The sequence below is a fragment of the Desulfoplanes sp. PS50 genome, from assembly GCF_053851535.1.
Window position 1 is genome coordinate 13,861 of sequence record NZ_JBSPZA010000012.1, and the last position, 12,604, is coordinate 26,464.

The following is a 12,604-nucleotide window of genomic DNA, read 5'->3' on the forward strand; positions in this document are numbered from 1 at the left end:
GGAGGGCTCTATGATGCACCATGGACTTCGTTGGTTGGTTTTGGTTGTTTTTTCATGCATTGTCTGTTTCGGTTGCGCCAAGAAACAGATCCCATCCGAGGCAACCTCGCCTGCCTCGCAGGAGCAGATTCAGTCGCAGACGCAGGAGATGACTCAGGCAGAAAAAGACCGGATGGCCGAGGAAGAACGTCAGAAAGCTGCAGAGGCCCTGCGGGAGCGCGAGCTGGCCGAGGAGCAGCGGGTCCAGGAAGAGCGGGCCAGGCAGGAATCCATGCTTGAAGAGGGCCTTCAAACGCTGGAATCCAACCTGATCTATTTTGATTTCGATTCCTTTGAGCTCAAGCCCCAGTCACGGACCATTCTTCAGAGCAAGGCCGAGATGCTCAAGAAATTGCCTGAGCTGAAAATGCGCATCGAAGGGCATTGTGATGAACGGGGTACGGATGAATACAACCTTGCCCTGGGTGAGAAACGTGCCCGCGTGGCCTATGAGTTTTTGATCCTCCTCGGCGTCGATCCGCAGCGATTGCAGATTATCAGCTACGGTGAGGAATACCCCGCCGATCCCGGGCACAATGAAACCGCCTGGGCTCAGAACAGACGGGACGAGTTCAAGGTTTTCAAATAAGGCATGATAAAATGTGTCCGTTTGGGTGGTGGATGCATGAGCTAGAAGTCACCCCGGCAAGATATTCATGCCGGTAAAGACGCGCTCCAGCGAATGTCTGACACAAGATCATAAACGGGTCAGGGGCACCGCCCTTGGTCGTTTACGATGCAAGCGAGTGCGGAGTACGGTTCATCGCTGGCGTCTGGGGCTGACACAGGGGAATACCGGCCTTGTCTGCAAGGCCGTGAAGGACAACGAAAAAGGCGAACCAATCTGGTTCGCCTTTTTCGTTGTCCTGTGTTTGGTAGGCTGAAAGAGTGTTGCCTTTATACCCCCAGGGCCTGTTTGATGGCCTGGAAATCCACGTTGGAATTGATGATCTGGGTGGCCTGGTTGATTTTGACGATATCCCTGAGTTTGTGGCTGATCTGGATGTTTTCCATCTTCTTGGCCACGGTGTAGGTGTCGTCCCTGACCACGATGATCGGTACGCCCAGGACTTCGGAACGGGTCAGGATGATGTCGTTGGGGTAGAGGTTGCCGGTCAGGATCAGACAGGGGGCGCCGCCCTCGAGGGCCACGAGCTGGACATCGGAACGGTCCCCGCCCACGATGATGGCCGAATTCTTGTTTTTCTTGAAGTGGGTCATGAAGTTTTCGACCTGCATGGTCCCGATGAGGAAGTTTTCCACGATCTTGTCCGCCTTGGAACTCACGGAGATGATCTTGCCGCCAAGCCGATTGGAAAGATCCCTGACGGTGATGGCCCGCATGATGGAATCCGGAGGAATGATACCAAGTACCTTGACCCCGTTGCTCTCGAGGAAGGGCTTGATCACGTTCTGGACTTCATCCATGACATGCAGGGGGATATCGTTGAAAATGACCCCGACCAGAGAATCGCCCAGAGATTCCTTGGCACACATCAGATAGTCGTAGTTGAGTTCCTTGGAGTAGCGATCGATCAGGATGGTCTTGAGCCCGAGAAGTTTGGTCAGGGTGGGGCCGTCCACTCCGCAGTATTTGCCTGAATGCAGGAAACTGCCCGATCCTCCCAGAACCATGACATCCGTATCCTGGCTGAGTTTTTCGTAGGCATCCTTGATCTGGAGGGCAGGGGTTCCGCATTCCCCGGCCAGTGCCTTGGTCTTGAAATCATGGGTGACGACAACCGGGGAAACCAGGCTTGGATCTTCGTTCAGGCCGAGCACTTCCTGGAGGAAGAAGGCATCTTCGTCGCCGACCTTTTCACCGGCCTTGCCAGGAACCGCACCTACCGGTTTCATGTATCCGACCTTGAGGCCGTCTTTTTGAAATTTCATACCCAAGGACAGGGCAATCATGTTTTTTCCGGCGTAACCTGTGGTCGATCCTATGTAGAGTCCTATCATATCTGCCCCCTTTGTCATGAGTGTTCTGGGAAGTGGGTATGGAAAAAAACAAGATAATTACTGACAATGCAACATCTATTACACATTTTTCAGACAATCCCAAGGGGAATGCACGGGAAAAACGGTGATTGGCCGGGCAGTTTTGGTCGTTGGACATATCCTCGCGGTGATTGGCGATCGCGAATATCCCGCTGTGCGGCCATGCTGCCGGCCTGATCGGGTTATGTCTGCAGCGAGATCCGGACATCGGCCACCACGGCCTTGTCCTTATTGACCAGGACGGGATTGAATTCCGCCTCGTAAATTTCCGAAAAGTCCAGGGAAAGTCGGGACATGGTCAAGAGGATGTTTTCAATGGCCCGGAAGTTGACCGATCGTTCGCCCCGGACCCCCTTGAGCAGCATGTACGAGCGGATCTCCCGGATAATATTGTGGGCGTCTTCTCGGCTCAGCGGGGCCAGTCGGAATGAGATGTCCTTCAAGACCTCTACATAGATGCCGCCGAGTCCGAACATGATCAAGGGCCCGAACTGATCGTCGCGTTTGAACCCGATGATGATCTCCTTGGCTCCCTTGGGCGCCATTTCCTGAACCAGGCAGCCGGAAATCAGGGCCTCGGGACGCATGCGCTGTGCCCTGGAGGTGATGTCCATAAAGGCGTCCTTGACCTCCTTGGCGTCTTTCAGGCCGATCTTGACCCCACCCACGTCACTTTTATGGGATATTTGTGGCGATGCAATTTTCAGGACAACCGGATAGCCGATAGCTTCGGCTATGGCCACGGCATTCTCACTGTGCCGGGCAAGTCCGGTGCGGGGAACGGGAAGGTTGTAGGCTGAAAGAATCTCCTGGGCCTGGAATTCCACGATTTCATCGGCCCCACCGGCAATGGCCCGGGAAATGACTGCGGCGGCCCGGTCCTTGTCCCTTTCAATCTCAGGGATAATCGGCTGGGCCGAGTGCCGCCATGCATGGTACTTGTACATGGCCTCCAGACTTTCAATGGCCGGCTCCGGAAATGTGTAGCACGGAAGACCTGCGTCCTGAAGCATCCTGTGTCCGTCAGCGACCCGCTTCTTGCCCATGAAGCAGGGAAAGACGGGTTTGTCCGTGGTTTTGGCCACGTCAATGATCGCCTGGGTGATGTTTTCCAGGTTGTCCGCAGCCGTGGAGGTCGGGGTGAGCATGACCAGGACGGCGTGGATATTGTCGTCCTTGAGCACGATGTCCAACGCGCTCCCAAACGCCGTGGCATCGGCATCCCCGGCAATGTCAATGGGGTTGTACAGGGAGGCATAGGGGGGAAGAACCCCCTTGAGTGTGTTCACGGTGGTCGGATTCAGGGAGGCCATATTCAGGGCCGAGCGTTCGCAGGCATCTGCAGCCATGATTCCCGGCCCTCCCGCATTGGTCAGAATGGCCAGGTTCGGGCCTTTGGGCATGGGCAGCTGGGAAAAGGCCTGGGCCAGATTGAACAACGTGGCGATGGAGCGTGCCCGGATAACCCCTGCCTGGTTGAAGGCCGCCGTATAGGCGTTGTCCGATCCGGCAATGGCCCCGGTATGGGAGGATGCTGCCTTGGCACCGGCCGAGGTGGTTCCGGATTTGACCATGATCACGGGTTTTTTGACCGTGACCTGTCTGGCCATACGGATGAAATCCTCACCGGAAGTGATGTTTTCAATATACCCGAGGACAACCCTGGTTGCCGGGTCATTGCCCAGATAGTCGAGCATGTGGCTTTCGGTGAGTACGGCCTTGTTCCCCAGGCTGATGAATTTGGAGAACCCCACGTTTTCTCCTGACGCCCAGTCCAGGATGGAGGAACAGAGGGCACCGGATTGGGAGAAAAAGGCGATGCTTCCGGGAAGGGGTCTGCCCGAGGCAAAAGAGGCGTTCACCCTGCCCCCGATATTGATCATGCCCAGACAATTGGGACCGATAAGGGCAATGTTGTTTGCGGTGCAGATCTTGGCCACCTGTTGTTCCAGCTTATATCCCTCATGTCCGACCTCCTTGAATCCGGCGGTGATGATGATGGCGGACTTGGCCCCCACGCCGGCCAATTGCTTCAGGGAGTTGACCACACCTTGTTTGGGAATGGTCATGACGGCCAGATCGATTCCTTGGGGCAGATCCTCGATGGATTTGGTCACGGGAAGACCGAGAATCTCGTCACTCTTGGGGTTCACCGGAATCAGGGTTCCCTGATACCCGGCTTCAATCATGTTGTGGACAATGGTGTGTCCGACCTTGCCCGGGACGGACGATGCTCCGATAACGGCAACGGATTCGGGATTGAACAGCGCCTGAAGATCATAATGGGATGGGGTCATACAGACAGCTCACTTGTGAGAGTTGGCACCATGGTCGGTTTGAAATTCTGCGTTCCGATGAGAAATTCGTTAGTTGAATCACGGGTATCCTTTACACCTTTGAGACTGTTCCTGCAATTTTGGATTTTGAGCGGTATCGGCGATTGTATCGTCATGTCCCAGCAGACGGTAATCTCAGTCATTCCGGATCACCACAAAAAGACACAGGGAGAAAGTCGGTTCATTCCAACTTTCTCCCTGTGTCGTGAGTTCAATGGCTGATCAGGGGGTTATTTTCCCGATCTGCCGTCATCGCAGGGACCATTGTCTCCGTCTGTCCGGGCGTGTTCGGCAGTGGATGTGGCCTCGCAGCGTTGCACATCTTCCTTGCTGGAAGTTGTTCGTGACGAGCCGGATTCCTGGACTGATTGAGCAAGAGGCTCCTCTTCGGCCATGCGCCGCAGGATCTCGTAGCGTTCCTGGTATTGGGTCTCGATGGCTGAACGCAGTTTCTTGGACTCGCCCGGGAAGGTTCGTTCCAGAAGTCCGTAACGGTTTTCACCGGACAGGAATTCCTGGAGCGTGCCGTCAGGGGCCTTGGAATCCAGGACAAAGGGATTCTTGCCCTGATCGGCCAGCAGGGGGTTGTACCGGTACAACGGCCAATACCCCGATTCCACGGCGAGCTGTTCCTCGTACTGGGACTTGCCCATGCCCTTTTTGATCCCCTGATTGATGCACGGGGCGTAGCAGATGACCAGGGAGGGGCCGGGATAGCTTTCGGCCTCGGTAAAGGCCTTCAAGAGCTGTTGTTTGTTGGCGCCCATGGCCACGGAGGCGACATAGACGTAGCCGTAGGTCATGGCCATGCGGCCGAGATCCTTCTTGCCGGTCTTCTTGCCCGAGGCCGCGAACTTGGCGATGGATCCCAGGGGCGTGGCCTTGGAGGACTGGCCACCGGTGTTGGAGTAGACCTCCGTATCCATGACCAGGACGTTGATGTCTTCGCCCGAGGCCAGGACGTGATCCAGACCGCCGTAACCAATATCGTAGGCCCAGCCGTCTCCGCCAAAGACCCAATAGGATTTTTTGGTGAACAGGTCCTCCATGGACAGGATCTCTTCAAGCAGCCCGTTTTTCGGGGCCGCAGCGAGGAGGGTCCGGAGTGTGTCCCCGTGTTTTCTGGAGGCCTCACCATCGTCTTTGCCCTTGAGCCAGGCCTGCATGGTTTTTTTGAGCTCTTCGGGCAGATCCGCTTCCAGGGCCTGGGAGATCTTCTTGGTCAGGGTGTTTCTGCGCTGGTTGATCCCCATGGAGAGGCCGTAGCCGAATTCCGCGGCATCCTCGAACAGGGAGTTGCCCCAGGCCGGGCCGTGACCGTCCTTGTTCGTGCAATAGGGCACGGCAGGTGCAGAAGCTCCCCAGATGGACGAACACCCGGTGGCGTTGGCAATGATCATTCGTTCGCCAAAGAGCTGGGTCAGCAGCTTGACGTACGGGGTTTCTCCGCAGCCTGCACAGGCGCCGGAGAACTCGAGCAGGGGCTGCTGGAGCTGGCTGCCCTTGAGGGACGTTCGTTTCATGAGCTCGTCCTTTGCCGTGACCGTATCGGCAAAGTCGAAATTGGGCACCTGTTCTTCGGTCTGGGTAGCCAGGGGCTTCATGACCAGGGCCTTTTCCTTGGCCGGACAGATGTCCGCGCAATTGCCGCATCCCAGACAATCCATTGTGTTCACCTGGATGCGGAAATGCAGTCCCTTGAGCTCCTTGCCCAGGGCCGGTTTGGTGGTGAAGGTTTTCGGAGCCTTGGCCAGTTCTTCGTCCGTGAGCAGGACCGGACGGATGGCTGCGTGTGGACAGACCATGGCGCATTGGTTGCACTGGATGCAATTGTCCATGATCCACTCGGGCACGTTGATGGCCACGCCGCGTTTTTCGTATTTGGTCGTACCCAGGGGGAAGGTCCCGTCGGGGGTGAAAACGCTCACGGGCAGCTTGTCTCCCTGCTGGGCGATCATCGGGCGCATGACGTTTTTCACGAAATCGGGCTCGTTTCGTTCCGCGGTCGGCTCGTCCACAGCATCCTTCCAGGATTCGGGCACGGTGATCTCGACCAGGTTGTCCACGGACTGGTCCACGGCGGCGATGTTCATGTTCACGATCTTGTCGCCCTTCTTGCCGTAGGTGGTCTTGATGGATTCCTTGAGCAGGGCCACGGCCTTTTCAAAGGGGATGACCTCGGAGAGCTTGAAAAAGGCCGTCTGCATGATCATGTTGATCCGGCCGCCCAGGCCGACCTTGCCCGCGATCTTGACCGCATCGATGATGTACATCTTGAGTCGTTTCTCGGCTATGGTCCTGCGCATGCCTGCAGGAATCTCCTTGTCCAGTTCCTCGGGGGACCAATGACAGTTGAGGACAAAGGTACCGCCTTCCTTGATGTTTTCCAGAATATCATAGGTGTGCACATAACTGGGGTTGTGACAGGCGATATAGTCGGCAGCCTCGATCAGATAGGTCGACTGGATGGGCTCTTCACCAAATCGCAGATGGGAAATGGTCAAGCCGCCTGATTTTTTGGAATCATAGGCAAAATAGCCCTGGGCGTAGAGATCGGTGTTGTCCCCGATGATCTTGATGGCACTCTTGTTCGCCCCGACCGTACCGTCGGAACCGAGCCCCCAGAACATGCACCGGACCGTACCGGCCGGCGCGCTGGAAAAGGTCTCGGGAATGTCCAGAGAGGTTTCCGTGACATCATCGACAATACCCACAGTGAAATGATTTTTCGGGGTGTTACCGAGCATGTTGTCAAAGACCGCCTTGACCATTTTGGGGGTGAACTCCTTGGAGCCCATGCCGTACCGGCCACCGGTAATGAGCGGCATCTCGCCCTGTTCCATGAACGCGGTGCATACGTCCTGATACAGAGGATCGCCCAGGGCGCCGGGTTCCTTGGTCCTGTCCAGCACAGTGATCCGTTCCGCTGTGGCCGGCAGGACGCGCAAAAAGGCCTCGGAGACAAAGGGACGGTAGAGCCGAACCTTGACCAGACCGACTCGTTCCCCAGCCTCGTTCATGGTGTTGACCGCCTCTTCGATGGTCTCGCAGGACGATCCCATGGATACGATGACCCGCTCGGCCTCGGGATGGCCCACATAGTCGAACAGTTTGTACTCACGGCCGGTCAGGGCGGAAACCTGGCGCATGCACTGGGTGACGATTCGGGGAAGGGCTTCGTAATAGGCATTGGCGGCTTCACGGCCCTGGAAGTAGATGTCCGGATTTTGGGCCGTACCCCGGATGTGAGGATGTTCAGGGTTCATGGCCCTGGCCCGGAATGCCCGAATCTTGTCGTAGTTGGCCAGGGAGGCCATGTCTTCGTAGTCGATGGTCTCGATTTTCTGGATCTCGTGGGAGGTCCTGAAGCCGTCGAAGAAATGGATAAAGGGAAGAGATGATTCAATGGCGGCCAGGTGGGCGACCAGAGCCAGATCCATGACCTCCTGGACCGAAGCCGAGGCGAGCAGGGCGAACCCGGTCTGCCGGGCGGCCATGACATCGGCGTGGTCGCCGAAAATGGACAGAGCATGTCCGGCAATGGCCCGGGCGGTCACATGAAAGACCGCAGGAAGAAGTTCGCCGGAGATCTTGTACATATTTGGAATCATGAGCAAAAGACCCTGAGATGCAGTGAAGGTGGTCGTCAGGGCACCTGCGGCCAGGGAACCGTGAACCGCGGCCGCAGCCCCGGATTCGGCCTGCATCTCCCGGATGGTCAGGGTATTGCCGAAGATATTTGTGCGCCCTTTGGCAGCCCATTCATCGGCGATCTCACCCATGGGTGAGGACGGGGTGATGGGATAGATGGCAGCGGCGTCGCTCATGGCATAGGCCACGTGTGCGGCAGCGGTGTTGCCGTCCATTGTTTTCATTTTTTTGGCCATGATTCACTCCTTGGATGTTAAGGATGACTCGAAATGGTGAGTGATTTTTGTTTGGTTGCGGACCGGGTCCGTTTGAGAAAAGCGTTTGCCCGTGAGGCCGGTTGGAGATTGAACAGACGTTTTTTAACTGAAAGAAACGTGTACTGAAGGGAGCCTCGGGTGACAAGGCGCTTGTTCATTTTAGTGTCCAGACAGAATACGAAACGGACAGTGCCTCATTGCTTATAAAAAAATGGCAGCAGCTACAAGAGCAAATGAAAGATTCTTATGCTAATGGACGGATTCGCTGATTGACTGGCATTGCGTCCCGGCGATGACAGAATCGGGGGACCGTAAGGTACGCTCAGGGGGGAAAAACGCCTTTTGCGGGCGGTGTGTGCCGTTTACGGGGAAGGGGAAGGAAGGGAGACAGGAGACGGGAGGCAGGAGACGGGAGACAGGAGAAGGGAGGCGGGAGAAAGACACGTTATCCCGGACTTGATCCAGAATCTCAAAGGGTTTGGCGTTGCATTAACATTGTGGCTACGCAGCAGGCGTCCAAAATTCCGGCCTTTGCAGGATGAGGGGAAGGGGGTACGCAGGACAAAAAAGTTTTGTAGCTATTCAGGACGACAACGCGACATGAGGCTATGCCTTTTCCCGTCTCCCGCCTCCCCGTCTCCCGTCTCCTTTTGTTTTCCTCATTCCGCCCGAAGGGCTTCGATGGGACTGAGCCGTGCGGCCTGGCGGGCCGGATAGAAGCCGAAGAAGATACCTACGGCCACGGAGACGCCCACCCCGAGAAAGATCGAGGTCATGGAAAAGATGAACTGCCAATTGGAAAAATAGGCGATCAGCCAGGAGGCGCCGATACCCACGGAGATCCCCAGGACGCCTCCCACGGAGCAGAGTACCAGGGATTCGATCAGAAACTGGGCCTGGATGTCTGATTGTCTGGCCCCGATGGCCCGCCGGATGCCGATCTCCTTTTTCCGCTCGGACACCGACACGAGCATGACGTTCATGACCCCCACGCCGCCGACAATAAGGGAGATGGAGCCGATGGCCCCCAAAAGCAGGGTGAACATGCGCATCTGTTTTTTCATCTGCTCGATGAGTTCCTCGGCGCTTCTGATCTCCACATGGGCGCGGGCGACCGCCTTGAAGTAGGAGGCAATTTCCTGGGTGGCCTCGTCCGTGGTGACTCCCGAACGGATCCGCGCGGTCAATCCCGTTATTGTGGGACGCCTGGGAAAGCGCATGGCCGTGGAGATGGGAATGATGATCCCTTCGTTGATTTCATAGGGACGCATGGAATTGATGGGCAATGGTTCCAGCACCCCGATGATGGTGAAAAAGCGATTGTTGAAGATAATAGTTTCACCCACGGGTTCGCGCATCCCGGCCTTTTCCAGTTTTTTCCTTGCCCCGGCACTCAACACACAGAAAAACATGTTCTGATCGAGATCGGAAATGAACCGTCCCTCGGCCATCCTGAGTTTGAACAGGGAAAAGGCTGATTCCGTAAGCCCCAGGGCGGACAGGCTCTCCCGGGTTGTCTGGTATTTGAGCTGTTCGTAGGCAGAGGCCTGAACCGTGACCATGGAGACAGACTCGGTTTTTTGGGGAAGGGCCATTGACTGGTGGAGGTCGAATCCCTTGCTGCCGCTGATTGCTCCCCTCCCTCCAGTGCCTGAATAGGCCTCTTTGATGGTCAGAATATCCGTGCCCATCTCCTTGAATTGCCGCAGGGCCTCGTTTTGGACAATGGTTCCCACCGAGACCATGGCGATGACCGACCCGATGCCGATGACAATGCCCAGCAGGGCGAGCAGGGACCGCTGTTTGGCCCCGAGCAGACTGTGCAGGGCTTCCTTGAGATTCTCCACGAGCATCATAGATTATCCGGCCTCCGAAAGCAGCCCGTCGCTGATACGTATGGGACGGGTGCATTGTCCGGCCACGGCGGGATCGTGGGTGATCAGGACCAGGGTGATGCCTTCACGGGCATTCAGATCCTTGAAGAGCTCCATGATTTCCCGGCTCGTGGCCGTATCCAGGGCCCCGGTGGGTTCGTCGGCCAGGATCAGTGACGGGGTTCCGGCAAGGGCCCGGGCGATGGCTACCCGCTGCTGCTGTCCCCCTGAAAGCTCGCTGGGACGGTGGTGGCCCCGGTCGCTCATGTTGACCCGGGCGAGCATTTCTTCGGCCACGGCCCGGCGTTTTTTCGGACTCACCCCCCGATAGACCAGGGGCAGGCTGACATTGTCCAGGGCGGTCAGTTTGGGCAGCAGGAAAAAGTGTTGGAACACGAATCCGATCTTGTTGTTTCTGATGGCTGAAAGTTCGTTGTCCGTGAGGTTGCTCACGTCCCTGCCCTCGAAGGCAATCGTTCCGGAAGTGGCCGTATCCAGAAATCCCATGATGTTCATGAGGGTACTCTTGCCGCATCCCGAGGTCCCGACGATGGAGATGAGTTCTCCCGGCCGGATGATCAGATCGATCCCCTTGAGAATCTCCACGGCAGTCTGTCCTATGTTGTAGGATTTGCGGATGGACTGCATGTTCAAAAGAGGGCGAACGGTCGTTGGCTGCGTATTCATCAGGGAATGACCACCATGTCTTCGGGGGAGAGTCCCTGTCTGATTTCCACCTCGGTCAGGGTGGTCATTCCGGTGACGACCGGTCGGGAAACGATCTCCCCGGAGACCGGGTCCTGGACCATGACGAAGCGGTCCTCTTCGATATAGGTCACCGCCCCGATGGGTACGAGCAGGGCCTCGGGATTGTTGTAGGTCTCCACGCGCATGTTCGCGGACATGCCCAGCCGGATATTTGTGCGCTGCTCGCCGGTCACCCGGGGGATGACCACCCTGACCGGAAACATGGTCGCGTCCATGTTTCCTGCGGAATTTTCAGCAATGGATGATACGGACTGGATTTTTCCCTTGAGCACGACCCCCAGAAACCCCTCCCCGGTGATGGCGACGTCCTGACCCTGCCGAACGTTCTGGACATCGACCTCGTCGACTCGGGATTCCACAGCCATGCCCTCGAGATTGCCCACGGCCACGGTGACCTCACCTTCCTGAAAGGATGCTCCCTTTTCAATGGACTTGCTGTCCTTGGTGTCTCCTCCGATGGGTTTGAGAACCACTCCGTCCACAGGGGCCCGGACACTGCTCATGGACAGCTTGGCCCGGATGCGGGTCCGCTTGGCTCTGGCATTTTCAAATTTCATGCGGGCCAGGGCGAGATTTTCCGCGTTCCCCTTGTTCAATACCGTGTCCAGCTCTTCCCTGGACTCTTTGTAGCTCATCTCGTTGTTCGCCAATTCTTCCCGGGCGTTGTCCAGGTCATTGGCCGAAACAATGCCGTTGTCGTAGAGAAGCTGGGATTCCGTGACCTTGTTCTTGGATTTGTCCAGGGCCATTTTGGCCTTGGACACCCTGCGCTTGATCTGGATGACTTCGTTGCTCGTTTCCCAGTTTGTAAGCTCCTCGTACTTCTGGCGCGACTGGATAAAGGTCTCCTCGACCTCGCTCAAGGTCTCTTCGAGTTCCGTGGAATCCAGGGTAAAGAGGATGTCCCCCTTGTTCACCTTCTGGCCGTACTCGAAACGCCGGTCTATGATCTTGGCGTTGTATGGGCAGACGATGTTGATGATCTCAAGAGGAACGAGCTTTCCTGACATGGATATGGACGAGGTCAGGGGCTTGATGGATACGGGAACCGTCCGAACGGCTGTCTGGGATCTGTCTGCCGACTGGGTGACTATGGTCTGGGATTTGACGAAGCCCAGCAGATCCTCACCCTTCCAGGTGTAGATGCCCGCGCCAAGGGCGAGGAAAAAGAACAGGCAAACAGCCGTGATCCGGGTTGCCCGGACCCGCTTCAACGCCTGCCTGAGGTCATCGGTGGTGCGTTCCTGCTCCACCCAGGCCTGCTGGAGACTGGAGTTGAGCGTTTCCTGCTCGTGCTGCAGGTTCTTGACCTGGGTAATGTCGCTGATGACGACGATGATTCCCTTGGATTCCTCTTCGCCCGAGGTGTGCAGAAAAGAGGAGGTCACCGAGAAGAATTTCGGATCGCCCGATGGAGGGGTGAATTCCACGACGCTGTTCTTGCCCATGCCTTCCCGGTTGATGGCATCGAGCACGGCCTGGTTGAAGTCGTCGTTGCCTTCCATCTCAAGCATGAAGACCACGGCGAATTCCCTGTTCAGAACCTTGTCGGCCGCGAGTCCGAGCAGCGCTTCAGCTGCCGGGTTGAAAAGGATAATCTTTCCGGTGAAATCCAGGGCCATGACCCCGTCGGTCAGGTTGTGGAAGATGTTCTGGTAGATTGCGGGATGCGCCATTT

8 protein-coding genes are annotated in these 12,604 nt (G+C 56.7%); 2 read left to right on the top strand and 6 right to left on the bottom strand.

The window, feature by feature from the left end:
• Positions 1–10 precede the first annotated feature (10 nt).
• On the top strand, positions 11–628 hold the full coding sequence (gene pal / locus ACTVJH_RS07130) for a peptidoglycan-associated lipoprotein Pal (protein WP_455988899.1): 618 nt from the start codon (positions 11–13) through the stop codon (positions 626–628).
• A 67-nt stretch (positions 629–695) separates the two neighbouring features.
• Positions 696–923 (top strand): hypothetical protein, encoded by a 228-nt coding sequence (locus ACTVJH_RS07135; protein WP_455988901.1) that lies wholly within the window; start codon positions 696–698, stop codon positions 921–923.
• A 13-nt stretch (positions 924–936) separates the two neighbouring features.
• On the opposite strand, the gene ACTVJH_RS07140 is transcribed toward ACTVJH_RS07135, so the two are convergent.
• The 6 genes from ACTVJH_RS07140 to ACTVJH_RS07165 form a co-directional block, all read right to left on the bottom strand.
• Complete coding sequence (locus tag ACTVJH_RS07140; protein ID WP_455988903.1) at positions 937–2,001, bottom strand: phosphotransacetylase family protein; 1,065 nt, start codon at positions 1,999–2,001, stop codon at positions 937–939.
• Positions 2,002–2,222: 221 nt separating this feature from the next.
• Positions 2,223–4,337 (bottom strand): acetate--CoA ligase family protein, encoded by a 2,115-nt coding sequence (locus tag ACTVJH_RS07145; protein WP_455988905.1) that lies wholly within the window; start codon positions 4,335–4,337, stop codon positions 2,223–2,225.
• Positions 4,338–4,606: 269 nt separating this feature from the next.
• The gene (nifJ, locus tag ACTVJH_RS07150) at positions 4,607–8,263 is read right to left on the bottom strand and encodes a pyruvate:ferredoxin (flavodoxin) oxidoreductase (protein WP_455988907.1); all 3,657 of its coding nucleotides are present in this window, start codon (positions 8,261–8,263) and stop codon (positions 4,607–4,609) included.
• 680 nt (positions 8,264–8,943) lie between these two features.
• Complete coding sequence (locus ACTVJH_RS07155; protein WP_455988909.1) at positions 8,944–10,140, bottom strand: ABC transporter permease; 1,197 nt, start codon at positions 10,138–10,140, stop codon at positions 8,944–8,946.
• A gap of 3 nt (positions 10,141–10,143) precedes the next feature.
• Positions 10,144–10,845: an ABC transporter ATP-binding protein gene (locus ACTVJH_RS07160; protein WP_455988911.1), complete on the bottom strand. Its 702-nt coding sequence runs from the start codon at positions 10,843–10,845 to the stop codon at positions 10,144–10,146.
• A complete protein-coding gene (locus ACTVJH_RS07165; protein WP_455988913.1) occupies positions 10,845–12,602 on the bottom strand; it encodes a PAS domain S-box protein in 1,758 nt (585 codons plus the stop codon). Before ACTVJH_RS07165 ends, ACTVJH_RS07160 begins: the two co-directional genes overlap by 1 nt.
• Positions 12,603–12,604: the final 2 nt, after the last annotated feature.

Excerpts from the sequence above, each read along its gene's own strand:
- ACTVJH_RS07160 (WP_455988911.1), bottom strand. The coding sequence starts at position 10,845 with ATGAATACGCAGCCAACGACCGTTCGCCCTCTTTTGAACATGCAGTCC.
- pal (WP_455988899.1), top strand. The coding sequence starts at position 11 with ATGATGCACCATGGACTTCGTTGGTTGGTTTTGGTTGTTTTTTCATGC.
- ACTVJH_RS07155 (WP_455988909.1), bottom strand. The coding sequence starts at position 10,140 with ATGATGCTCGTGGAGAATCTCAAGGAAGCCCTGCACAGTCTGCTCGGG.
- nifJ (WP_455988907.1), bottom strand. The coding sequence starts at position 8,263 with ATGGCCAAAAAAATGAAAACAATGGACGGCAACACCGCTGCCGCACAC.
- ACTVJH_RS07140 (WP_455988903.1), bottom strand. The coding sequence starts at position 2,001 with ATGATAGGACTCTACATAGGATCGACCACAGGTTACGCCGGAAAAAAC.
- ACTVJH_RS07165 (WP_455988913.1), bottom strand. The coding sequence starts at position 12,602 with ATGGCGCATCCCGCAATCTACCAGAACATCTTCCACAACCTGACCGAC.
- ACTVJH_RS07145 (WP_455988905.1), bottom strand. The coding sequence starts at position 4,337 with ATGACCCCATCCCATTATGATCTTCAGGCGCTGTTCAATCCCGAATCC.
- ACTVJH_RS07135 (WP_455988901.1), top strand. The coding sequence starts at position 696 with ATGCCGGTAAAGACGCGCTCCAGCGAATGTCTGACACAAGATCATAAA.